Here is a 22,097-nt window from a genome sequence, read left to right as displayed (position 1 = left end):
CGGCTACCGCACCGGCAGGAAATTAAAGAACATCAAGCCCTGAGCATAATTGATCCCGATGCGGCGGCTGTTTTCGCCCAACAGGTTGGCGATCAGGTCCAGACGTCCGATGATGGCACCGAATTCCCGCTCGAAACTCAGATTCACGGCGGTGCCGCTGATTTCATTGGCCAGCAGCAAGGGATTGCCGGCGCTATCGCGCCGGCTGGCCAGCAGCCAGGCGGCGGCCTCGACGTTGCGCGCCGCGTTATAAACGCGCTGGCCGTCGAGGATGTCGGCCACGTAGAAACGCGTCTTGCCGTTGTGCGCTGCAATGATGGTGTCGGCCAGGCCAAAGATGAACGCGGCCACCCGGTCGCCCTGGTAATTGGGATCCAGCGACACGGCCAGCACCTGGATGTCGCGCAGGCCGCTCAAGCCGCCGGGCGGTCTGCGGGTGTCGATCAACTGGCGCAAATGCGTAATGGCGGCCGCCTGGTCCGCCATGCCCGCTTTGCGCCATTCACGCGGATTGCGGCGGTACAGCTTGTCGGCCAGCGAATAAAGGCTGTTGAGGTTGTCACGCATCTCCAGCGTGACGGTGCGATTGAAATCCGTCTGGCCGAACTGGTCGGCGGACATGCTTTCGCTGCGCGGCCCGCGGCCATCGCTGGAGGTGGCCTGGGGATTCATGCAAGCGGCCAGGGTCAAGGACAGTGAAAACGCCACGGCGCCGTAGGCAGCGCGCTTCAGCCCACGGCCCAGCCCAGGCCCCATTCCAGCCCTCGAGCCAGGACCGACGCGGGCCAGCGCGCCATCAGCCCTGCGCAATGTCTTGCCCACGCTCAGCCATGCATACATCCATTATCGGCCCCCCTCTTGCCATCCAATGCCGACAAAACTTTACCCCAAAAAGCGGCCAGGGCAGTCGAAAAGCAGAACGGCGCCCGCAGGCGCCGTTCTTTCAGGCATCCCGCCACCAAAGGCAGCGGGACACCTGCACTGTCACCCTTGCGGCTTAGCCCGCCGGGGTTTCCGTGGCGGCCGGCGTTTCCGCGGCCGTCTGGTTTTGCTGCTGCTCGATGCCGCCGATAGCCTTGACGGACAGGCGCAGACGGCCCTTGTCGTCAGCTTCGATGACCTTCACGCGCACTGCCTGGCCCACCTTCAACACGTCGTTGATGTTGGCGATGCGGTAGTTGGCGATCTCCGAGATGTGCAGCAGGCCGTCGCGGCCCGGCAGCACTTGCACGATGGCGCCGAAGTCCAGCAGACGCAGGACGGAGCCGTCGTAGATCTGGCCCACTTCGACGTCGGCGGTCAGCTCGACGATACGGCGTTGCGCTTCCTTGGCCTGATTTTCATCCACGCTGGCGATCACGATGGTGCCGTCGTCGGAGATGTCGATCTGGGTGCCGGTTTCTTCGGTCAGCGCGCGGATGGTGGCGCCGCCCTTGCCGATCACGTCACGGATCTTCTCGGGGTTGATCTTGATGGTCAGCATGCGCGGCGCGAAAGCCGACAGCTCGCCACGCGACTCGCCCAGGGATTTCTTCATCTCGTCCAAGATGTGCAGGCGGCCTTCACGGGCTTGCGCCAGCGCGACCTGCATGATTTCCTTGGTGATGCCCTGGATCTTGATGTCCATCTGCAGCGCGGTCACGCCCTTCTCGGTACCGGCAACCTTGAAGTCCATGTCGCCCAGGTGATCTTCGTCACCCAGGATGTCCGTCAGCACGGCAAACTTGCCGTTGTCCAGGATCAGGCCCATGGCCACACCGGCCACGTGATCCTTGACGGGCACGCCGGCGTCCATCATGGCCAGCGAACCGCCGCACACCGATGCCATCGACGACGAGCCGTTGGATTCGGTGATTTCCGAGACGATACGGATGGTGTATTGGAAATCTTCGGGCGCGGGCAGCAGCGGCACCAGGGCGCGCTTGGCCAGGCGGCCGTGGCCGATTTCGCGACGCTTGGGCACGCCGATGCGACCGGTTTCGCCGGTGGCGAACGGAGGCATGTTGTAGTGCATCATGAAGCGGTCACGGTACTCGCCCATCAGCGCGTCGATGATCTGCTCGTCCTGCTTGGTGCCCAGCGTGGCAACCACCAGGGCTTGCGTTTCGCCGCGGGTGAACAGGGCGCTGCCGTGTGCGCGCGGCAGCACGCCCAGGCGCACGCTGATCGGACGCACGGTGCGGGTGTCGCGGCCGTCGATACGCGGTTCGCCGTTCAGGATCTGGCTGCGCACGATGCGCGATTCCATATCGAACAGGATATTGTCGACGGTGACGCCGTCGGGCTCGCCGGTGCCGGTTTCGGCAGCCTGCGCGGCCAGGCGGGTACGCACATCGGCGTAGACTTCACGCAGCTTGGTGGTACGAGCCTGCTTTTCGCGGACTTGGTAGGCGGCAACCAGGCCGTCCTGGCCAGCGGCGCCAACAGCGGCGATCAGCGCGTCGTTCTTGGGCGCAGGCGCCCAATCCCAGTCGGGCTTGCCAGCATCGCGCACCAGTTCGTGGATGGCGTTGATGGCGGCTTGCAGTTGTTCGTGGCCGTAGACCACACCACCCAGCATCACTTCTTCCGACAGCTGGTCGGCTTCCGATTCCACCATCAGCACGGCGGTCTCGGTACCGGCGACGACCAGGTTCAGGTTCGACGTCTTGGTCTGCGCGGCAGTCGGGTTCAGCACGTACTGGCCATTGATGTAGCCAACGCGAGCGGCGCCGATGGGGCCGTTGAAGGGGATGCCGGAGATGGCCAGGGCGGCGGAAGCGCCGATCATGGCGGGGATGTCAGGGTCGATCTCGGGGTTGACCGAAACCGTGTGGATCACAACCTGCACATCGTTGTAGAAGCCTTCCGGGAACAGCGGGCGCAGCGGACGGTCGATCAGGCGCGACGTCAGCGTCTCTTTTTCCGACGGCTTGCCTTCGCGCTTGAAGAACCCGCCGGGGATGCGGCCGGCAGCATAGGTCTTCTCGATGTAATCGACGGTCAGCGGAAAGAAGTCCTGGCCGGCCTTGGCTTTCTTCGCGGCCACGACCGTGGCGAGCACGACGGTGTCATCGATCGACACGACAACGGCACCAGAGGCCTGGCGGGCGATTTCGCCGGTTTCCATAACGACCGTGTGCTGGCCGTACTGGAACGTTTTAGTCACTTTATTGAACATGACGATTATTCCTTACAAATGAAAAACCGTGGCCGCTGCGACAGAGTCGCACCGGCCACGGTTGCGTCATGGGGAACCGACCCCGTCGATCACTTGCGCAGACCGAGTTTTTCGATCAGAGCGCGATAAGAATCGGGATTACGGCCTTTGAGGTAGTCGAGCAGTTTGCGACGGCGGCTGACCATGCGCAGCAGACCGCGGCGCGAGTGGTGATCCTTCATGTGTTCCTTGAAGTGACCAGTCAACTCATTGATGCGGGCGGTGAGCAGAGCCACCTGAACTTCGGGGGAGCCGGTATCGCCCTGAGCGCGCTGGAATTGCGCGACGATATCGGACTTCTTGATGTCAGCGACGGACATGTAATGACCTCTTCGAACATGCGTCAGGGCCGAGGCGCCCGGACGTGGGTTAAAAATGATTTCTACTACGAGCCAGGCATCGATTGTCGATGCGTCTTGCCAAATAGATACTGTATGCCTTGGAATACACGTTTTCCGGACGTCTATGCCGGAGAACCGAAGGATTATAGCTGAAAGCCGGGATTTGTCCCCTGCATTCTTTCATCAGGCGTTCAGGCGGCGCCCGGAGACTTCCATGCCCGATTCATCAGGAACCCTGTCCCCCATTGATTCGCGCCGATTCTCGAACCCGGCTCGTGCCACGCGGCCTGGCCGGTCGCGCCCCAAAGCCCTTGCCCAGCGGCTGGCGCTGCCGCTGGCCTTGACCACCCTGGCCATGCTGGCGGGTTGCGCCGACATGGCGGCTAAAGTACCGCCGGGCGCACCGCTGGCCCAGGTGGAAGCCGACTACGGCCGCCCCAATTTCACTTGTGTAAGGCCGGGGCCGGGGCCGGGGCCAGGGCCGGACGGTGGCGGCCGGCGGGTGATCTGGAGCCAACAGCCGCTGGGCCAATATGCGTGGGGCGCCAACGTCGGCGCCGACGGCCGCATCGACCGGGTGGAGCGGCTGCTGACGGACGAGCACTTCAAGCTGCTCGACGACGGCGACTGGCCGGCGGAAAAAGTGCGCTGTGAATTCGGCCCGCCGGCCATCATCGACCAGGTCGGCCTGCCCAGCGTGCGGCAGGTGGTCTGGTCTTACCGGTATCGGGAAAACGACGTGTGGAATTCGCTGATGTACGTCTACATGGGGCGCGACGGCGACCGCGTCACGCGCCACCATCCCGGGCCGGATCCGATGTACGAGGACGATCGTTTCGGCATGGGATGGATGTAAAAAAGCCCGGCTTTGGCCGGGCTCGGATTCACATCACTGCGGCCCGCCGTTGCGCAGGCGGCTACGCTGCAGCCGACGGGCACGGCTCCAGCGCCAGGCCAGCAGGAACCAGCCCGACACGCCATAGACCACGAACAGGCCGAACAGCACGACCGGGGGATCGCTGGAGACGAAAACGAAGGCGGCCACCACCAGCAGGATCATCCAGAACGGCACGCTGCGGCCCAGGGCGAAGCTCTTGCCGCTATAGAACGGTACGTTGGTGACCATGGCGATGCCGGCATACATGGTGACGACGAACGCCGTCCAGGCCATGAAGGAATCATGGATGGGCAGCTTGTTATCCACCGCCAGCCACACGAAACCGGCCACCAGCGCCGCCGCCGAAGGGCTGGGCAGCCCCTGGAAGAAACGCTTGTCGACCACGCCGATATTGGCATTGAAGCGTGCCAGGCGCAGTGCCGCGCCCGCCACGTAGACGAAGGCGGCCAGCCAGCCCCAGCGCCCCAGCTCGTTGAGCATCCATTCGTACATGACCAGCGCCGGCGCGACGCCGAAGGAGGTCATGTCCGACAGCGAGTCGTACTGCTCGCCGAAGGCGGACTGGGTATTGGTCAGGCGCGCCACACGGCCATCCATGCCATCCAGGACCATGGCCGCGAAAATCGCGATGGCCGCGGCCTCGAACTGGTTGTTCATGGCCTGCACCACGGCATAGAAGCCGGCAAACAGGGCAGCCGTGGTAAACGCGTTGGGCAGCAGGTAGATGCTGCGGTGGCGGTTCTCGGCGTCGCGCATCGAAAGTTTGGGCATGGCGGGCGTCTAAAGTGGCAGGGATGACATCGGTGGCGTCGGAACGAAGGCGGGGGCGCGTCGGCGCCTCAACCCACGGACGATTCGCTGACCGCGGCCGGCAAATCGGCCAGCACTGAACTGGTGGCGCTGACCTTGTCACCCAGCGCCACGCGCGGACGCGCGGCAGGCGGCAGGTAAACGTCCACCCGCGAACCGAAGCGGATGAAACCGTAGCGCTGGCCGCGCGTCAGCTTGTCGGTCTTGCGCGCATAACAGAGGATACGCTTGGCCACCAGGCCGGCTACCTGCACCGCCGTGACCGTATGGCCGGCGGGCGTGCGCAGCACCATGGCGTTGCGCTCGTTTTCCAGCGAAGCCTTGGCCAGGGCGGCATTGACGAATTTGCCAGGGAAATATTGCACATCCAGCACTTCGCCATCCACCGGCGAGCGGTTGGAGTGGACGTTGAACACGTTCATGAACACGCTGATCTTCAGCGCGTCACGGTCGGCATAGGGATCGCGCACGGTTTCCACCGCGACGATGCGGCCATCGGCGGGAGACAGCACCGCGGTGGCCGAATCCGGCGCCATGCGGGGCGGATCGCGGAAAAATTGCAGTACGAATAGCGCCAGGATCCAGAAGATCACCGACACGCCCGGCGACCAGAAAGTCACCAGCAGGGCAATCACGATGGCACCGGCCAGGAAAGGCCAGCCCTCGCGGGCAATGATGGGATGGGGATAAGGGGGTTTATTCATCGTAGGCGAAGGTTAACCGATATGGCCCCGTTTGGCCTCCGACGGCTGTGGCAAGACGAGACGGATTGAGCCCTGACAGGGCAAAAAAAGCGGCATGCCTGAGCATGCCGCCGGATGCAAATTCTGTTCCCGGGCCGCGGTCGTGCCGCGGCCCAGGTGGCGGGGCAAGGATTGTACCCTTCCCCGGATGCCCATTAGTTCTTGGACTTGTCCACCAGCTTGTTGGCGGCGATCCAGGGCATCATGGCGCGCAGCTTGGCGCCGACCACTTCGATCTGCGACTCCGCGTTGATGCGGCGGCGCGAGGTCAGGGTCGGGGCACCGGCCGTGTTTTCCAGGATGAAGCGCTTGGCGTATTCGCCGGTCTGGATGTCGGTCAGGGCCTGGCGCATGGCCTTGCGGGTTTCGTCGGTGACGATCTTGGGGCCGGTCTCGTATTCGCCGAACTCAGCGTTGTTCGAGATCGAGTAGTTCATGTTGGCGATACCGCCTTCATAGATCAGGTCGACGATCAGCTTCAGTTCGTGCAGGCATTCGAAATAAGCCATTTCGGGCGCGTAGCCGCCTTCCACCAGCGTGTCGAAACCGGCCTTGATCAGCTCGACGGTACCACCGCACAGCACGGCCTGTTCGCCGAACAGATCGGTTTCGGTTTCTTCGCGGAAGTTGGTTTCGATGATGCCGGCACGGCCGCCGCCGTTGGCGCTGGCGTACGACAGGGCCACGTCACGGGCGGCGCCGGACTTGTCCTGGTACACGGCCACCAGGTGGGGCACGCCGCCGCCTTGGGCGTACGTCGAACGCACGGTGTGGCCCGGGGCCTTGGGGGCGATCATGATGACGTCGATGTCTTCACGCGGCACCACTTGGCCGTAGTGCACGTTGAAGCCGTGCGCGAAAGCCAGCGCGGCGCCGGCCTTGATGTTGGCGTGCACGTCGTCGCGGTAGACCTTGGCGATGTTCTCGTCGGGCAACAGCATCATGACCACGTCGGCGTTCTTGACGGCTTCGGCCACTTCCTGGACTTTCAGGCCGGCCTTCTCGGCCTTGCTCCACGAAGCGCCATCCTTGCGCAGGCCGACCACGACCTTCACGCCGGAGTCGTTCAGGTTCTGGGCGTGGGCGTGGCCTTGCGAGCCGTAGCCGATGATGGCGACCGTACGGCCCTTGATCAGGGAGAGATCAGCATCTTTGTCGTAGAAAACTTTCATGGGGTGCTCCGATATTTATCTAGGAATCTGGTTCAAATCGAAAATACAAATTGGGCTTTCACCGCGGCCAGAGGCGTCTGGCAAGGCGCGGCCGGCTGGTTGCCCGCCGTGCTACAGCTTCAGTACTCGTTCACCGCGTCCGATTCCCGAAACCCCAGTGCGGACGGTTTCCAGAATCGCGCTGCGATCCAGCGCCTCGATGAAGGCGGAGATCTTTTCCTGTACACCGGTCAGTTCGATGGTGTAGGACTTGTCGGTGACGTCGATGATGCGGCCGCGGAAAATGTCGGCCATGCGCTTCATTTCCTCGCGTTCCTTGCCGACCGCGCGCACCTTGACGAGCATGAGCTCGCGTTCGATGTGCGCCCCTTCGGTCAGGTCCACCACCTTCACCACATCCACCAGGCGGTTCAGGTGCTTGGTGATCTGTTCGATCACTTCGTCCGAACCGGTGGTGACGATGGTCATGCGGGACAGCGTGTCGTCCTCGGTGGGCGCCACGGTCAAGGTTTCGATGTTGTAGCCGCGTGCCGAAAACAGGCCGACCACGCGGGACAAGGCGCCGGGCTCGTTTTCGAGCAGGATGGAGATAACGTGTTTCATGGCGCCCTCTTACAGATCTTCCGAGCCGAGCAGCATCTCGGTCAGGCCGCGGCCGGCCTTGACCATCGGCCACACGTTCTCGGTCCGGTCGGTGATGAAGTCCAGGAACACCAACCGCTTCTTGTGCTTGTTGAAAGCCTCGCGCAGCGCCGGCTCGACGTCCGCCGGGCGCTCGATGCGCAGGCCGACGTGGCCGTAGGCTTCCGCCACCTTGACGAAGTCAGGCAGGGAATCCATATAGGACTCGGAGTAGCGCGAGCCGTAGTCGATCTGCTGCCACTGCCGAACCATGCCCAGGAACCGGTTGTTCAGGCACACGATCTTGGGCGTCAGATGATATTGCTGGCAGGTCGACAATTCCTGGATGTTCATCTGGATGGACGCCTCGCCGGTGATGACGGCGATGTCTTCTCCCGGATTGGCCATCTGCACGCCCATGGCGTAGGGCAGCCCCACACCCATGGTGCCCAGGCCGCCGGAATTGATCCAGCGGCGCGGCGAACCGAAGCGGTAGTACTGGGCCGCCCACATCTGGTGCTGGCCCACGTCCGACGTGACGAAGGCATTGCCGCCGGTCACTTCCCACAGCTTTTCCACCACGAACTGAGGCTTGATGACCTCATCCGAGTTGGTGTACTTCAGGCATTCCTTGCCGCGCCAGGTATTGACCTGCTGCCACCACTTGGCCAGCGCCGGCGGCTTGGTGTCGGCGGCGCGGAACTGCGCCAGCATGTCCACCAGCACGTCCTTGACGTTGCCGACGATGGGCACGTCCACCCGCACCCGCTTGGAGATCGACGAGGGGTCGATGTCCACGTGGATGATCTTGCGCGGGTTTTGCGCGAAATGCTTGGGATTGCCGATGACGCGGTCGTCGAAGCGGGCACCGATGGCCAGCAGCACGTCGCAATGCTGCATCGCCATATTGGCTTCGTACGTGCCGTGCATGCCGGGCATGCCCAGGAAGCTGGGGTGGCTGGCCGGCAAGCCGCCCAGGCCCATCAGCGTATTGGTGCACGGCGCGCCCATGTAGTCGACCAGTTCGGCCAACTCGGGCGCGGCGTCCGACAGGATGACGCCGCCGCCCGTGTAGATCATGGGCCGTTCGGCCGCCAGCAGCATCTGCACGGCTTTCTTGATCTGGCCCTGGTGGCCCTTGGTCACCGGCGCGTAGGAACGCATGGTGATTTCGCCCTTGGGCGGGGTGTACTTGCCCGGCGCCAGGGTGATGTCCTTGGGGATGTCGACCAGCACGGGGCCGGGACGGCCGGTGCGCGCGATGTAGAAAGCGCGGCGCAGCGTATCGGCCAGGTCCTTGACGTCACGTACCAGGAAATTGTGCTTCACGCAGGGGCGCGTGATGCCCACGGTATCGCATTCCTGGAAGGCGTCTTCGCCGATGGCCGCGGTGGGCACCTGGCCGCTGATGATCACCATCGGAATGGAGTCCATGTAGGCGGTGGCGATGCCGGTGACCGCATTGGTCACGCCGGGGCCGCTGGTGACGATACAGACACCCGTCTTGTTCGACGAACGCGAATAGGCATCGGCCGCATGCACGGCAGCCTGTTCGTGGCGAACGAGGATGTGCTGGAACTTGTCCTGCTTGAAGATTGCGTCGTAGATGTAGAGCACCGCGCCGCCCGGGTATCCGAAGACGTGTTCCACGCCCTCATCCGCAAGGCAACGCACGACGATGTCGGCGCCATTGAGTTCCATATTGTGTTCCTTTCCCTGTTTCCGGCCCAACGTTCTGGAGTGCCTCGCCCGGATACGGCGGCGGCGGAACCCGATACCGGCTGCGGTAACACGATCGGCGCTTTGCGGTTCACGGAACCGCGCCACCCGAACGCCCTACCGATCCGGCACGCGTCCATCTAAAACGCAGTGCATGCGCCCACATGGGCGCCGGAGATCGAAATGGAAGCCTTGACTGCACGCTTTTGGCGCGGCCAATGGCAGGGTACTACTGGCGCTTGCTGCCGGTCGGTGGACCGGCGGTCTTGCTGACCATTCAACACCGGACACAGATGACGGACCGGTGCGAGCGAAGGACTTTACCGTGTTTGCCCTCGCCCTGGCAAATCAATAGGCCCCCGGAGCGTAAAAACGCCGCCCCAGCAGTAAAAATGCCACACAATTCACTGGAAATTGCGGGGACATAACCCGCCAAAGCGCCCGTTACTCTCTCTATACTTGTCGCAACATCACGTCCGGACCCACCACCCTATGGATTTGCGCCTTACCAGCCTCCGCAAATTTCTCTACAGCCACTATTTTTTCGGAGGGGTGCGGCAAGCCACGGGGATGCTGCTGCCGGTCTTGATCCTGGGCGTGCTGTTCGACCGTTATACGCTGGGCCTGGTCGCCACGTTCGGCGCCCAGTGCGTATCCATCATCGACCAGCCGGGCGGCCCGCAGCGCCATCGCACCAACGAAATGCTGGGCGGTGCCCTGTTGGCGACCTTCACGGTGATCATCACCGGGTTTGCCTCGACGCAGCCCGCCATCCTGTGGGTAGTGGTGACGCTGCAGTGCTTCGCCTATTCCATGCTGACCGTGTTCGGCAAGCGCGGCGGCCTGATCGGTTTCGGCGGCCTGCTGGTGATGGCCCTGACGATGCACTCGCCCCTGCAGCCGAACCAGGTGCTGCTGCACGCGGCCGGGACGCTGGGCGGCGCCCTCTTCTACCTGGCTTTCAGCCTGACCTTCAGCCGCATCTTCTGGCTGCGCGAAGAACAGCAGGCCATGTCGGTCGCCCTGTTCGCCACCGCCGACTATATGGAGGCGCGCGCCGCCTTCTACGACGAGGCCGAGGACCTGGACACCTGCTACAGCACCGTGATCCAGCGCCAGTCCGCCATGACGGAAAAGCACCAGGCCGCGCGCGACATGGTGCTGCGCCAGCTGCCGCGCGGCAAAGGGGCGGGGGACGCCCGCCGCGTCATGGTGTGGAATATGTTCGTCGACATGCTGCAGTTGATGGACACGCTGTTCGCCACGCACACCGACTACGCGTATCTGCGGCGGGCGCTCAGCGGCAACGACCTGCTGCTGTTCATGCACGACTCACTGATCAAGATGTCGCTGGAGATGAATCGCGTCGCCCTGGCCTTGTCCAGCAATGACAAAGTGCGCCGCCGCACCAGCATCAAGGCCGAACTGCGGGCCATGGAATATGAAATCGACCTGCTCAAGCAGGCCGGCCTGGCCGAACGCGAACCCGAGACCCTGGCCGTGCTGATCCAGATCCAGCGCCGCCTGCGCAATGCCAGCCGCATCGTCGACCGCCTGGCCGACCACACCCAGGCCAGCCCGGACGCGTTGCCCACCAGCGCCCTGCGCATCGACAAGTCGCTGACGCGCTTCATGACCCGCCAGGAATTCCGCCTCGGCATGCTGACCAGCAACCTGCGCCTGAATTCGCCCAATTTCCGCTACGCCCTGCGGGTGACCCTGGCCGCATCGGTAGCGATGATCCTTACCGAACTATGGGTGACCGAAGCGTTCTCGGCGCACAACTACTGGATCATCCTGACCATCGTCATCGTCATGAAGCCCGGCTTCGCGCTGACCCGCCAGCGCAACGGCTGGCGCCTGATGGGCACCTTGCTGGGCTGCCTGCTGGCGGCCGTCCTGCTGAACCTTACCGACAAGCCCGCCATTTTGTTCGGCGCCCTGCTGGTCGCCTGCATCATGGGCAACAGCCTGGTGCTGCTCAATTACATGGGCAGCGCGGTGTTCAATACGCTGTTCGTGGTGCTGGTGTTCCACTTCGTGTCACCGGGAACGGTGTCGATGGCGGTGATCGGGGAACGCGCCCTGGATACCCTGATCGGCTGCGCCGTGGCCTTGCTGTGCAGCTACGCTTTCCCCTGGTGGGAATCGCGCTTCATGGGGCCGCTGGCACGCGCGGCGATCAATGCGAACCGGGAATACCTGAACGCGGGGCTGCGCTATGCGGAAGTGATGCGCCGCAAGCAGATGGCCAAGGCGGCCCAGGCCCCCGTCACCGCCGCGCTGGTGCAGGGGCCGCAGCCCGACGTGCCGCCGCAGCCGGACGAGGAGGAAGCCGACCTGAACTGGCGGCTGGCACGCAAGAACGTGCATATTTCCTTCAGCAATTTCGCCGAGGCGTTCTACCGCATGACCAGCGAGCCGCGCTCGCGCCAGCAGTTCGTGCCGGAGTTGAACAACCTGCTGATACAGAACCATATCCTGGCGTCGCAGACCACCGCCGCGGTGCCGACGCTGTCGACCCTGGCCGAAGACCCTCCGGCGTCGGTCCAGGATACCTTGCAAGACATCGTGATCATGCTCGACCCGGCGCGCCCGCCGGTGCCGCCGCTGCCGGAGCAACTGGACAACCAGGGCGACCTGGCCGCCCTGGCCTATCCACTGAAGCTGATGGTCAAGGCAGGGCAGATGATCCGGCAGGAAAGCGGGGCGTTGGGATGAGTGCCAGGCTGGCGCCCCGCCTCGGACGGGCCGCCTTGGAATGCCCGCTGAGCCGGCGCGCTCAGCCTTCCAGCTGGCGCCGGAATACCAGCTTATCCGGCGTCGACACGTCCGCCGCGTAGGCATAGCCTTCGCTGTCGAAGCCTTGCAGCTTCTCCGGCGTGCCTGCCTTGTGCGTAATGGCGTAGCGCGCCATCAGGCCGCGCGCGCGCTTGGCGTGGAAGCTGATGATCTTCCAGGCGCCGTTCTTCCAGTCCTGGAACACGCACTGCACCACGCGCGCCTGCAGGGTCTTCAAGTCGACCGACTTGAAATATTCCTCGGAAGCCAGGTTGACGATGATGGGCTTCTTGGCGCCGGCCTGGCGTTCGTTCAGGTACTCGGCGATGCGGGCACCCCAGAACTCGTACAGGCTCTTGCCGCGCTTGGTTTCCAGGCGCGTGCCCATTTCCAGGCGATAAGGCTGCATCAGGTCCAGGGGCCGCAGTACGCCGTACAGGCCGCTGAGAATGCCTACATGTTCCTGGGCCCAGGCCAGTTGGGCGGGCGTCAGCGTGTCGGCCTGCAGGCCTTCGTAGACATCGCCATTGAAGGCGAGGATGGCCTGGCGCGAATTGGCCTGGGTGAACTTGGGCTTCCACTCGGCGTAACGGCGCACGTTCAGCTCGGACAGCGCCGCGCTCAAGGTCATCAGCGCGGAGATATCGTCGGCCGATTTGGTCTTGAGCACCTTGATCAGTTCGGCGGCCTGGTCGACGAACAGCGGCTGGGTGTGTTCCTGGACCTGCACCGGGGTGTCATAGTCCAGCTTCTTGGCGGGAGACAACAGATACAGCATGGAAACGGGTTCCTTTTTCTTGCCTGGATAGCTTTGATGGGTTTGATTGTAGATATCGGAGGGATTCAAAACCTTGGCAGGCCAAGGTCTTGCGGCCACCGGGGCTTTGCCCGGACAGGCGCGCGCATCAACGGGCGGTCCAGCCGCCATCGACCGAGATCGTGGTGCCGGTCACCTGCTCGGCCGCCGGCGAAGCCAGGTAGACCGCCGTGCCGCCCAGTTGCTCCGGCGTGACGAACTGCAGCGACGGCTGCTTTTCGCCCAGCAGGTCGCGCGCGGCTTCTTCCTGGCTGATGCCTTTTTGCGCGGCGATGGCGCTGATCTGTTTTTCCACCAGAGCGGTGCGCACCCAGCCCGGGCAGATGGCGTTGGCGGTGATGCCCTGCCCCGCTGTTTCCAGCGCGGTCACCTTGGTCAGCCCGACCACGCCGTGCTTGGCGGCGACGTAGGCCGACTTGTTGGCCGAACCGACCAGGCCGTGGGCGGAGGCGATATTGATGATGCGGCCCCAGCCCTGCTTCTTCATATGGGGCAAGGCGGCAGCCGTGCCGTGGAAGACGGCCGACAGGTTCAGCGCGATGATGGCGTCCCAGCGCTCGGCGGGGAAGTCCTCGATCAGCGACGTGTGCTGGATGCCGGCGTTGTTGACGATAATGTCGATGCGGCCCATCTGCTTGACGGTGTTCTCGACCAGGCCGCGCACGGCGTCGCCGCGGCTCAGGTCGGCGCCGTCATACAGCGCCTTGACGCCGTGTGCCAGGGCCAGGCCGGCACGCGTCTTCTCGATTTCGGCGGCGTCGCCGAAACCGTTCAACACCACATCCGCCCCTTGCGCGGCCAGCGCCGTGGCGATCCCCAGGCCGATGCCGCTGGTGGATCCGGTGACGACCGCTACTTTTCCTTTGAGCATGAAGATTCTCCTAACCGCGTAAGGGAATGATGAAGGGAGGGACCGCCGGCCCGCCGAGCGCCTGGCTGCTTGCGGGAAGGCGCGGTCGCGCGGCGCCGGGATCAGTCCGCCGCCGCTTCGGGAGTGTAGCCGCGTCGCGCCCGCGCGCGCATGCGCAAGCGTTCGAGCACTTTCAGCCATACGGGGACGATGGCCATGGACACCGCCACTACCACCGAGATGAGATCGCGGTGGGGAACTGTCAGCAGACTGTTATCCACGGCTTCGTTGAAGATGGCGAAGCCGAACTCCCCGCCCTGCGCCAGGCCGATGGCAAACGGCAGGCGATGGTAGGACGGCAGGCCGGACCAGCGCGCGATGCCGTACAGGATGAGGCCCTTGATCGCCAGCAGACCGACCACGCCCAGGATTACGAAAAGCCAGTGGTCGCGCAGGACTTCCAGGTTGATGACCATGCCGATGGACAGGAAGAACAGGCCCAGCAGCAGGCCCTTGAAGGGTTCGATGCTCTCTTCCATGCCTTCGCGAAAGCGTGACTTGGCCAGCACCACGCCCACCAGGAAACCGCCCAGGCCGGCGGACAAGCCGGCGTGGTCGAACAGTTGGGCCGTGCCTATCACCACCAGCAGCGTGGCGGCGGTGAAGAGTTCCTTCAGCTGGGCTCGTTCGGCCCATCCCAACAGGCGCAGGCCGCGCCCCAGGACCACCACGGCGACGCCGACCAGGCCTTCCATGAAGGATGGCGTACGGGTGCCGCCGCCGCCGATGACGCCCACCGCGACCAGGACGGGAATGGCGGCCATGTCCTGCCACAGCAGGATCCCGACGGCCGTGCGGCCCATGGGCGTGCGGCTGAGATCACGCTCATCGAGCAGGCGCATGGCGACGGCGGTGGAGGACAGCGACAGGGCCAGGCTGCACAGGATGGCGCCGGCCCATGACATGCCGATCAGGTGGCGCAGGACGCCGCCCAGCAGCAGCGACAAGGCGGCGGCGCTGACGAACATCTGCAGCGAGCCGATGCCAAAGACCTCGCGCCGCATGGCCCACAGGCGGGCGGGTGCCATTTCCAGGCCGATCACGAACAGCATCATGACCACGCCCAGCTGGGAGATATTGGTGATGGCGGGAACGTCCTGGACCAGGCCCAGGCAATACGGCCCGATCAATATGCCCGCCAGCAGATAACCCGGAATCGCGCCCAGACCCAGCAACTGCGTCAACGGCACGCAGATCACGGCGGACAGCAGAAGGATGATGACGATTTCCATGCGGGCATCCTGGCGGCGTGGGCGCTAAGAGACGCATTCTGACAAGAAATTACCCAAGCGGGTTAGATCCCCTGTGCAGCAATTCAACAACTTTTCGAATGGCTAGCCACATTTCCAAAATGTCTGCTAGAATGGCGGACTTTGCTGCTCCCCACACAATTCAGGCATCAAACTTGTGTGGCGGTGGATACCCGAAAGGGAGTTGAGTTCTTCTTGATGACGATCTTGGCTGGCGGCAAAACGATAGCCTCGATTCGACCACGGGGTTATTGAAAGCGGTACCCCGGAGAGGTGGCAGAGTGGTCGAATGTACCTGACTCGAAATCAGGCGTACGGTATCCCCGTACCGTGGGTTCGAATCCCACCCTCTCCGCCAAAATCTAGTCCGAAGCGATCCAAATCGGTTCGGAAAATAGGCAGAAAGCCCGTGAAATCAAAGTTTCACGGGCTTTTTTGCTTCTGGGTGGTCTGATAGGGTTCGTTGCAATCCGGTAGCTCGAGGGGTATTTTTGGGGGTATGTCCACGTACCCCCAAAGCTAGATACCCCCAACATGCCACTGACGCACCAACAAGTCCTCAAAGTAAAACCTGCCGAGAAGCCCCAGAAGCTCGCTGATGGCGGCGGGCTCTATCTGTTGGTCAATCAGGCGGGCAAGTACTGGCGCTGGAAATACCGCGTCGATGGCAAGGAAAAGGTCATGGCGCTGGGCGTGTTCCCGGACGTGAGCCTTGCCGAAGCCCGCGAGGCGCACCAAGCCGCTCGGAAATTGCTGGCATCGGGCACCGACCCAATGGTCGAACGTAAGCAACAGGGCTTGGCTCCGGCGGGTACGACCTTCTCTGAGGTCGCCCGCCAGTGGTGGAACCACTGGTCGCCCTCGCGTAGCGAGCGTCACGCCGAATACGTGTTGCGCCGCATGGAGTCCGACATCTTTCCGACGCTGGGCGCGCGCCCTATCAGCGAAGTCCAGGCGCCCGAACTGGTCCGCATGACCAAGACGATCGAAGAGCGCGGCGCGCTCGACATTGCCAAGCGCTCCCTGCAAACCTGTAGCCAGATTTTCCGCTACGCCATCGCCCACGGCTTAGCGACGCGCAATCCAGCCACCGAAATCCGTCCCAGCGACATCCTTGTGTCTCGCCGCAAGCAAAACTACGCGCGCGTAGATGCCAAAGAGCTACCAGCACTGTTGCGCCATATCGAGATCTATCAGGGCAGTACGGTGACTCGCATGGCGATGAAGCTGATGGCAATGACCTTTGTGCGCACCAGCGAATTGATTGGCGCACGATGGGTTGAATTCGATCTGGAGAATACCTGCTGGGACATTCCGGCCGAGCGGATGAAGATGAAGTCACCGCATATCGTGCCGCTATCGCGCCAGGCAGTGGCCTTGCTTCAGATGCTGCATACACTGACCGGCCATCGGGAGTTGCTCTTTCCTGGCGACCGCGACTTCAAAAAGCCGATGTCAAACAACACCATCCTCAAAGCGCTGGAGCGCATGGGCTACAAAGGTCAGATGACCGGGCACGGATTCCGGGGTGTTGCCTCGACGATCCTGCACGAGCAAGGCTGGCCGCACGAGCATATCGAGCTGCAACTGGCGCATCAGGAGCGCAACGATGTCAGCGCGGCATACAACCACGCGCTGTATCTGGAGCCTCGCGCCAAGATGATGCAGTCCTGGTCGGACTATCTGGATCGGTGCGTGTCCGGTGCGTCGGTCACGCAATTGCGCAGCCCCTGATTAGCCAACTGGACGTTGAGATCACAATTTGTTGCCGCGCAAGAAAATTTGTGGTTTCATTCGCGTCAGGCTTGGTTGACGCACCAACCAGCTTTCGCATGACTGGCATCTCTAGCCGGTTGTCCGAGTAGTGTTTTGTACCTCTGACTTGAGCAGCGGAACCTTTGTAGTCGCCGACGTGCGGTCGTACTGCGACCCATTACCACATCCCTTAACTCGGATGCTGGGTGGTGGGTGCGCGCATTTTCTACGACCCCTCACGCAGCTACGACCGCATGCTCAGAGGTCATATGAACACCATCAAACCGCTCCACCTGCGGGGCGCCGAAGTCGATACCTTGATCGGCATCGGGAAAACTACCCGATTTAACTGGCAAGACCCCAAATCCCCTTACTACGATCCGACGTGGCCATTGCCGATTAGGCTTGGCACGCGTAAGACCGTCTATATCGCGGACGAAGTAGAGGCGTGGCTGAAAGCGCGCCCTCGTACTCGTGAGGTCCTCGGCGTAACGGAGGTGGCGTGATGAACGGCCCCTCCTACACAAACAACGTGTCTAGCCCGAGTAAGCACGATGCTTGCATCCAGCAAGCCGGCCTCGACTTCGGCATCGCTCATTGCCTCGACGCCACCACGCATTGGTTAGTGGACGACTACGCCCAAAGCCTGCGTGGGGCGGTTAAGACTACGGCACAGATTTTCAATGGGCGTCGCATGTTATTTAGCGACCAAGAGCAGGATGACCTCACCAGTCGCCTGAAGCTGTGTCGAACGCTTCCGAGTCCGGATCGCGAGGATGTCCCCGTCATCGACGCTCTCTTGCGTACTCTGCTGCCGAGCCATTTCAGCCAACTTGTGAGCACAATGGCCGAGCGCAAGGAAATGGGCATGTTTAATCGCGAACTGTTCGAACAGGTTTGCCATGAAGGCGCGCGCACTCAGGCCGTAGCACGCGCAACTCAATGGCAGCGCAAGAGCAGCGCCGATGGGATGCGAGTTCAGCATGCGGTGGACGCGGCATTTTCCAGTGACGAGCCGGTCCTCGCGTACAAGGTTGCTCTCTTGCGCAAGCCGTTCATCCCAGAGAACGAAGCGGCTGCATATGCGCTGCACGAATGTGCGAAAGGTAACGAGCTGCTGTTTCAGCAGGCACTATCGGGCGAAAAGACGCATCGCCAGCTCGACACACTGCATCGGCCCAGCATTGCGTTGACTCAGAACGACTTGCATGCCCTGCAAGATGGCCTCGACCGCGCGGCATTCATCAATGCCTGGCTTCGAGGCGGTGTCATCACGGTCAATTTCTCTCGCGTCCATGGTCTTTATCTTGGTGCCGTTTTGCTGGCCGATGGTCGTGCAGCGCCGAGCGACCTTGCCGACGAGGTGGACCGTCTGTCGTGCAGGGCTGACGGCCCGGCTCGAAGCCCTGGATGCCGAAGCGGGCGAAGTCCGCCGATACCAGGCCATCAAGGACAGGGCCGAGACCCGCCGTGATGCTGTTCGTAGTGATCCAGTCACGGCTCGGCTGGCGACGATTTTCAGCATAACGGATGCGACGCTTGATCTGCTCGTAGGACTGGCGTTCGCTGCCGTCCTGGAAGGGATGGCTTGCCTGCTGTGGTGGATTGCGTTGTTACCCAGTAGTCAGACATTCATCACGGACAGTTTGGCCGTCGCGGCCACCGCCCCACCGGCACCCGAACCATCACCGGCCATCCCCGAGCCAGACACGGAACTCACGAAGCTCGTCCGAGATATTCAGGCGGGCATCGTGTCGCCCACCGTCTCCGGCATTCGTCAACATCTTCGCTGTTCCCAGGCAAAGGCCGCTGCGTTTCGGCGTCAGCTTGCCAGCGCCACATCCTAACCAGCCATTCGGCTGGAGTTCCCTCATCTCGTTCATTGCATCCGGGTCATCCGGAGGGCCGCGATCGCGCTCGATTTCTACAGGAGTTGCATTTTGAAGCCTTTCCCTCCCAGGCCGCGTTTCCCGATGGGGAGAGCGGTCATCACACCTGCTGCACAGGAAGCGCTTGATGCTATCGGCATATCGGGCGCCTCTCTTCTCGCTCGCCATATTTTTGGTGAGTGGGGCAATTTGTCTGCCGAAAATTTGGCCGCCAACGAGCTGGCCTTGCTAATCGGCCAGCGCTTGCTGTCAAGCTACGACCTGCCCGACGGCGAGACGGTCTGGATCATCACGGAAGCCGACCGATCCGTGACAACCATCTTGTTACCTAGCGACTACTGACTACCAATCCAACCTTCTCTCGGAGCAAACATGAAACTTATTTCCTCTACATGCCTGGCAGCGCTGAGTCTGGCACTCTCCGCCTGCGGTCATTCCGAGGTAGATACCGTCAAGGCGGCCTCAATCCCGCAAGACCCCACGTATACCTACGCCACCGCGCTGTCGAATCGTGCCTCGTGCGAGAAAGATAGCTGGCGCTTGTTCAAGGACGACACGAGCCGAACAGTCGTCGAATATCGTTGCGAACTCAGGAATGGCGCAGCGCTTCTTGCAGCATTCCGTCAGCAGAAAATCGCCGATACGCAGCACGATTTCCAGGGCTATTACAACGGCCTCGACCAGACGGCAGAAAGCATCCACCAGCAAAATCCCGAAGCTCTGGAAAAACAACTCACCGAGGCTCAGACCCAGCTTACGCAGTTGCAGGCCAATGGCACGCCATCGGCAGCCACCCCGGAGGCGCTGAAACAGGGCATCGTCAACGGCGCGAGCGAACTGGAGGCTGCTCAATCTGCCGTCGAGCGGGCACAACGGCAACTGAACGATGCGCGAAATGGCCTGGCCGGCGTGGAGCAGGAGCGAGTCCGTTTCGAGAAACACGAAAAGGACGCACTCGCGCAGATCGACAAGGCATACGCTGGCATCACCCAGGCGACCGAGGTATTTCAGTGGTTCGTCCGTGATACCGAAGTCGTGCCTGCTTGGGCCGGCGTCGAGCTGGCGCAACAGGACAGAAATACCGTGCGCCAAGATTGAAATTGGAACCAGACGATGTGGGATTTACTCCGTCACCGGGGCGATGATCATGTTCACGCTGTGCTCAATGTTCCGGACAACATCATTCTCGGCCAGTAGTCACCGGCATCGGAATAGGTTGCGGTAAGTCGTCCGCTTGAGAGCGCGCTAACACTCGTCTGAGTCTGATCGGAATCGCGTCAAACCACTCCTAACCAGCCCAAATCCAGTCAAATCATGTTTATCGAGACACATTTTCATGAGATCATTCGAAAATTACCCAAACTCCGACTTTTTGATGGAAATCGACGCCATGTCAGATCGCTGGTTGTCGGTCGAAGAGATCGCCGAATACCTCGGCGTCAGCAAGGACACCGTTTACGCCTGGATCAGTAAACGCAACATGCCTGCGCATCGCATCGGCCGATTTTGGAAATTCAAGTCTGAAGAAGTCGATGAATGGGTGCGCTCTGGTGGCGCAGCAGAGAACGAAGGTCGAGGCAACGAATGACTGACTTGCTATCGATGGGTTTCGATCGCCTCATCCGGTGCTCGAAACGAAATGAGAGCTGTTGAAATGACGAAAATTTCTTGTGTTGATTTGTTCTGTGGAGCTGGCGGGCTGACGCATGGCTTCGTACTCGAAGGCGTACCGGTCGTTGCCGGCATCGATATGGACCCCGCTTGCCGCTTTCCTTATGAAGCCAACAACAGCGCCAAGTTTGTAGAACGCGACATCAGCAAGGTCACCGCTGCCGAGTTGAATACGCTGTTTGGCGAAGCCGACTTGAAGATCCTTGCAGGGTGCGCACCTTGCCAGCCTTTTTCCACCTATGCACAACGCTATGAGCTTGATGGCAAGGATGGGAAATGGGGGCTCTTGTACGAGTTCGCTCGTCTGGCCAAGGGTACCCGACCAGATGTCATCACGATGGAGAACGTCCCGACCGTTGCCAAGCATGAGGTGTTTCATGACTTTGTCGATACGCTGAAGCGACTCGGTTACAACGTATGGTTCGATGTCGTCGATAGCTCCCAATATGGCGTACCACAGACCCGCCGACGCATGGTTCTGCTGGCATCCCGACACGGCGAGATCACGATGATCAAACCTACGCTCGAAAAGCCCAGAACCGTGAGACAGGCGATTGGCCGCCTACGTGCGCTGAGCGCTGGCGAGGCTGCCCCCAGAGACAAGCTGCACGTTTCATCCACGCTGTCGGAGAGGAACCTCAAGCGCATCAAGGTTTCGAAGCCTGGCGGTACGTGGCGTGATTGGCCAGAGCATCTCGTTGCCGATTGCCATCGCGCAGAAAGCGGCAGGACTTACCCGGGCGTCTATGGCCGCATGGAATGGGACAAGCCTGCCCCCACTATGACGACGCAGTGCTATGGGTTTGGGAATGGCCGGTTCGGTCACCCAGAACAGGATCGCGCAATCACCTTGAGAGAAGCGGCAATCATTCAGAGCTTCCCGCGTGACTATGCGTTCATTCCCGATGATGGAGAGGTGAGTTTCAAGGTTCTTGGACGCCTCATCGGCAATGCAGTTCCTGTCGACCTGGGGAGGGCTATCGCCCGCAGCATCAATGAGCACTTGACATCGACCGGACTCCGATGATCTGACGAGACTCCATCGATGCCACGCGTTCAGCCCTCATCTCCTGAAGCCAGTCGCCGAATGGCGAAAGTCCGGCGAACGGGAACCGGTGCCGAGATCGCATTGCGTCGAGATCTGCACCGGAGAGGCCTGCGCTATCGAGTCGACTTCGAGGTACTGAAGAAACCTCGTCGAGTCGCGGACATCGCTTTTCCGGGGCTGATGATCGCCATCTTCGTCGATGGATGCTTCTGGCATGGGTGTCCCGAACACGCCACATGGCCGAAGCAGAATTCGGACTTCTGGCGGCAAAAGATCGAAACGAACCGCGCTAGGGATATCAACACGAACGAACGGCTTCGGAATATCGGGTGGACGGTACTGCGATTCTGGGAACACGAACAACCGACCGAGGCAGCCGACATCGTCGTCCAGACGGTCGCCATGGGCAGATCGAAGCGTGGCGCTTCGTCGCCTGGCACACACAAAAAGAACTGAACAGGAAGATCGCTGAC

At 62.0% G+C, this 22,097-nt stretch carries 21 protein-coding genes and 1 tRNA gene; 11 read left to right on the top strand and 11 right to left on the bottom strand.

From position 1 onward, the window contains the following. Positions 1 to 3: 3 nt before the first annotated feature. The 3 genes from CEY05_RS24205 to rpsO form a co-directional block, all read right to left on the bottom strand. Entirely contained in the window at positions 4 to 672 is a 669-nt protein-coding gene (locus tag CEY05_RS24205; protein ID WP_198952894.1) for a hypothetical protein, read from the bottom strand. A gap of 325 nt (positions 673 to 997) precedes the next feature. Continuing rightward, positions 998 to 3,160, bottom strand: coding sequence for a polyribonucleotide nucleotidyltransferase (gene pnp / locus CEY05_RS24200; RefSeq protein ID WP_088599796.1), 2,163 nt, complete (start codon positions 3,158 to 3,160; stop codon positions 998 to 1,000). Between the two features lie 89 nt (positions 3,161 to 3,249). Next, positions 3,250 to 3,519, bottom strand: a complete 270-nt coding sequence (gene rpsO, locus CEY05_RS24195) for a 30S ribosomal protein S15 (protein ID WP_006223612.1) — start codon at positions 3,517 to 3,519, stop codon at positions 3,250 to 3,252. 376 nt (positions 3,520 to 3,895) lie between these two features. On the opposite strand from rpsO, the gene CEY05_RS24190 reads away from it, so the two are divergent. After that, positions 3,896 to 4,396 carry a hypothetical protein gene (locus CEY05_RS24190; protein ID WP_233161696.1) on the top strand — a complete coding sequence of 167 codons (501 nt, stop codon included), beginning with the start codon at positions 3,896 to 3,898 and terminating at the stop codon, positions 4,394 to 4,396. Positions 4,397 to 4,429: 33 nt separating this feature from the next. On the opposite strand, the gene pssA is transcribed toward CEY05_RS24190, so the two are convergent. The 5 genes from pssA to CEY05_RS24165 all read right to left on the bottom strand — a co-directional run bounded on the left by pssA (position 4,430) and on the right by CEY05_RS24165 (position 9,485). After that, complete coding sequence (gene pssA, locus CEY05_RS24185; RefSeq protein WP_088599795.1) at positions 4,430 to 5,209, bottom strand: CDP-diacylglycerol--serine O-phosphatidyltransferase; 780 nt, start codon at positions 5,207 to 5,209, stop codon at positions 4,430 to 4,432. A 68-nt stretch (positions 5,210 to 5,277) separates the two neighbouring features. Then, positions 5,278 to 5,952 carry a phosphatidylserine decarboxylase gene (locus CEY05_RS24180; protein WP_088599794.1) on the bottom strand — a complete coding sequence of 225 codons (675 nt, stop codon included), beginning with the start codon at positions 5,950 to 5,952 and terminating at the stop codon, positions 5,278 to 5,280. Between the two features lie 194 nt (positions 5,953 to 6,146). Beyond that, the gene (gene ilvC, locus CEY05_RS24175) at positions 6,147 to 7,163 is read right to left on the bottom strand and encodes a ketol-acid reductoisomerase (protein WP_088599793.1); all 1,017 of its coding nucleotides are present in this window, start codon (positions 7,161 to 7,163) and stop codon (positions 6,147 to 6,149) included. Between the two features lie 111 nt (positions 7,164 to 7,274). Further along, positions 7,275 to 7,766 carry an acetolactate synthase small subunit gene (gene ilvN / locus CEY05_RS24170; RefSeq protein ID WP_057655781.1) on the bottom strand — a complete coding sequence of 164 codons (492 nt, stop codon included), beginning with the start codon at positions 7,764 to 7,766 and terminating at the stop codon, positions 7,275 to 7,277. Positions 7,767 to 7,775: 9 nt separating this feature from the next. Next, entirely contained in the window at positions 7,776 to 9,485 is a 1,710-nt protein-coding gene (locus tag CEY05_RS24165; protein WP_088599792.1) for an acetolactate synthase 3 catalytic subunit, read from the bottom strand. A 510-nt stretch (positions 9,486 to 9,995) separates the two neighbouring features. Between CEY05_RS24165 and CEY05_RS24160 the strand changes: the two genes are divergently transcribed. Further along, complete coding sequence (locus tag CEY05_RS24160) at positions 9,996 to 12,224, top strand: FUSC family protein (protein ID WP_088599791.1); 2,229 nt, start codon at positions 9,996 to 9,998, stop codon at positions 12,222 to 12,224. Between the two features lie 61 nt (positions 12,225 to 12,285). Here CEY05_RS24160 and yaaA read toward each other — a convergent pair whose 3' ends face one another. From yaaA to CEY05_RS24145, 3 genes are all read right to left on the bottom strand, one after another. Further along, on the bottom strand, positions 12,286 to 13,062 hold the full coding sequence (yaaA, locus tag CEY05_RS24155; protein ID WP_088599863.1) for a peroxide stress protein YaaA: 777 nt from the start codon (positions 13,060 to 13,062) through the stop codon (positions 12,286 to 12,288). 127 nt (positions 13,063 to 13,189) lie between these two features. Next, positions 13,190 to 13,972 (bottom strand): 3-hydroxybutyrate dehydrogenase, encoded by a 783-nt coding sequence (locus CEY05_RS24150; RefSeq protein WP_088599790.1) that lies wholly within the window; start codon positions 13,970 to 13,972, stop codon positions 13,190 to 13,192. 101 nt (positions 13,973 to 14,073) lie between these two features. After that, positions 14,074 to 15,243 (bottom strand): cation:proton antiporter, encoded by a 1,170-nt coding sequence (locus tag CEY05_RS24145; protein WP_088599789.1) that lies wholly within the window; start codon positions 15,241 to 15,243, stop codon positions 14,074 to 14,076. Positions 15,244 to 15,528: 285 nt separating this feature from the next. On the opposite strand from CEY05_RS24145, the gene CEY05_RS24140 reads away from it, so the two are divergent. From CEY05_RS24140 to CEY05_RS24095, 9 genes are all read left to right on the top strand, one after another. Then, positions 15,529 to 15,619, top strand: a tRNA-Ser gene (locus tag CEY05_RS24140). A gap of 176 nt (positions 15,620 to 15,795) precedes the next feature. After that, entirely contained in the window at positions 15,796 to 16,995 is a 1,200-nt protein-coding gene (locus CEY05_RS24135; RefSeq protein WP_088599788.1) for a tyrosine-type recombinase/integrase, read from the top strand. A gap of 290 nt (positions 16,996 to 17,285) precedes the next feature. Beyond that, positions 17,286 to 17,522 carry an AlpA family transcriptional regulator gene (locus CEY05_RS24130; protein ID WP_158219410.1) on the top strand — a complete coding sequence of 79 codons (237 nt, stop codon included), beginning with the start codon at positions 17,286 to 17,288 and terminating at the stop codon, positions 17,520 to 17,522. After that, positions 17,522 to 18,490, top strand: a complete 969-nt coding sequence (locus tag CEY05_RS31075; protein WP_143220621.1) for a hypothetical protein — start codon at positions 17,522 to 17,524, stop codon at positions 18,488 to 18,490. Before CEY05_RS24130 ends, CEY05_RS31075 begins: the two co-directional genes overlap by 1 nt. 499 nt (positions 18,491 to 18,989) lie before the next feature. Continuing rightward, complete coding sequence (locus CEY05_RS24115) at positions 18,990 to 19,247, top strand: hypothetical protein (protein WP_088599784.1); 258 nt, start codon at positions 18,990 to 18,992, stop codon at positions 19,245 to 19,247. A 30-nt stretch (positions 19,248 to 19,277) separates the two neighbouring features. Next, the gene (locus CEY05_RS24110; RefSeq protein ID WP_233161688.1) at positions 19,278 to 20,003 is read left to right on the top strand and encodes a hypothetical protein; all 726 of its coding nucleotides are present in this window, start codon (positions 19,278 to 19,280) and stop codon (positions 20,001 to 20,003) included. A gap of 277 nt (positions 20,004 to 20,280) precedes the next feature. Next, entirely contained in the window at positions 20,281 to 20,493 is a 213-nt protein-coding gene (locus CEY05_RS24105) for a helix-turn-helix domain-containing protein (RefSeq protein ID WP_255407784.1), read from the top strand. A gap of 51 nt (positions 20,494 to 20,544) precedes the next feature. Then, positions 20,545 to 21,603, top strand: a complete 1,059-nt coding sequence (locus CEY05_RS24100; RefSeq protein WP_198952887.1) for a DNA cytosine methyltransferase — start codon at positions 20,545 to 20,547, stop codon at positions 21,601 to 21,603. 18 nt (positions 21,604 to 21,621) lie between these two features. Then, positions 21,622 to 22,080 carry a very short patch repair endonuclease gene (locus CEY05_RS24095; RefSeq protein ID WP_088599782.1) on the top strand — a complete coding sequence of 153 codons (459 nt, stop codon included), beginning with the start codon at positions 21,622 to 21,624 and terminating at the stop codon, positions 22,078 to 22,080. Positions 22,081 to 22,097 lie beyond the last annotated feature (17 nt).

It is taken from the genome of Achromobacter sp. HZ34 (genome assembly GCF_002209485.1).
Classification (GTDB): Bacteria; Pseudomonadota; Gammaproteobacteria; order Burkholderiales; family Burkholderiaceae_B; genus Bordetella_C.
The sequence above is the reverse complement of the archived record's forward strand: the minus strand, read 5'-3'. Positions and strand labels throughout refer to the sequence as shown.

Excerpts from the sequence above, each read along its gene's own strand:
- CEY05_RS24205 (WP_198952894.1), bottom strand. The coding sequence starts at position 672 with ATGAATCCCCAGGCCACCTCCAGCGATGGCCGCGGGCCGCGCAGCGAA.
- pnp (WP_088599796.1), bottom strand. The coding sequence starts at position 3,160 with ATGTTCAATAAAGTGACTAAAACGTTCCAGTACGGCCAGCACACGGTC.
- rpsO (WP_006223612.1), bottom strand. The coding sequence starts at position 3,519 with ATGTCCGTCGCTGACATCAAGAAGTCCGATATCGTCGCGCAATTCCAG.
- CEY05_RS24190 (WP_233161696.1), top strand. The coding sequence starts at position 3,896 with ATGCTGGCGGGTTGCGCCGACATGGCGGCTAAAGTACCGCCGGGCGCA.
- pssA (WP_088599795.1), bottom strand. The coding sequence starts at position 5,209 with ATGCCCAAACTTTCGATGCGCGACGCCGAGAACCGCCACCGCAGCATC.
- CEY05_RS24180 (WP_088599794.1), bottom strand. The coding sequence starts at position 5,952 with ATGAATAAACCCCCTTATCCCCATCCCATCATTGCCCGCGAGGGCTGG.
- ilvC (WP_088599793.1), bottom strand. The coding sequence starts at position 7,163 with ATGAAAGTTTTCTACGACAAAGATGCTGATCTCTCCCTGATCAAGGGC.
- ilvN (WP_057655781.1), bottom strand. The coding sequence starts at position 7,766 with ATGAAACACGTTATCTCCATCCTGCTCGAAAACGAGCCCGGCGCCTTG.
- CEY05_RS24165 (WP_088599792.1), bottom strand. The coding sequence starts at position 9,485 with ATGGAACTCAATGGCGCCGACATCGTCGTGCGTTGCCTTGCGGATGAG.
- CEY05_RS24160 (WP_088599791.1), top strand. The coding sequence starts at position 9,996 with ATGGATTTGCGCCTTACCAGCCTCCGCAAATTTCTCTACAGCCACTAT.
- yaaA (WP_088599863.1), bottom strand. The coding sequence starts at position 13,062 with ATGCTGTATCTGTTGTCTCCCGCCAAGAAGCTGGACTATGACACCCCG.
- CEY05_RS24150 (WP_088599790.1), bottom strand. The coding sequence starts at position 13,972 with ATGCTCAAAGGAAAAGTAGCGGTCGTCACCGGATCCACCAGCGGCATC.
- CEY05_RS24145 (WP_088599789.1), bottom strand. The coding sequence starts at position 15,243 with ATGGAAATCGTCATCATCCTTCTGCTGTCCGCCGTGATCTGCGTGCCG.
- CEY05_RS24135 (WP_088599788.1), top strand. The coding sequence starts at position 15,796 with ATGCCACTGACGCACCAACAAGTCCTCAAAGTAAAACCTGCCGAGAAG.
- CEY05_RS24130 (WP_158219410.1), top strand. The coding sequence starts at position 17,286 with ATGAACACCATCAAACCGCTCCACCTGCGGGGCGCCGAAGTCGATACC.
- CEY05_RS31075 (WP_143220621.1), top strand. The coding sequence starts at position 17,522 with ATGAACGGCCCCTCCTACACAAACAACGTGTCTAGCCCGAGTAAGCAC.
- CEY05_RS24115 (WP_088599784.1), top strand. The coding sequence starts at position 18,990 with ATGGGGAGAGCGGTCATCACACCTGCTGCACAGGAAGCGCTTGATGCT.
- CEY05_RS24110 (WP_233161688.1), top strand. The coding sequence starts at position 19,278 with ATGAAACTTATTTCCTCTACATGCCTGGCAGCGCTGAGTCTGGCACTC.
- CEY05_RS24105 (WP_255407784.1), top strand. The coding sequence starts at position 20,281 with ATGGAAATCGACGCCATGTCAGATCGCTGGTTGTCGGTCGAAGAGATC.
- CEY05_RS24100 (WP_198952887.1), top strand. The coding sequence starts at position 20,545 with ATGAGAGCTGTTGAAATGACGAAAATTTCTTGTGTTGATTTGTTCTGT.
- CEY05_RS24095 (WP_088599782.1), top strand. The coding sequence starts at position 21,622 with ATGCCACGCGTTCAGCCCTCATCTCCTGAAGCCAGTCGCCGAATGGCG.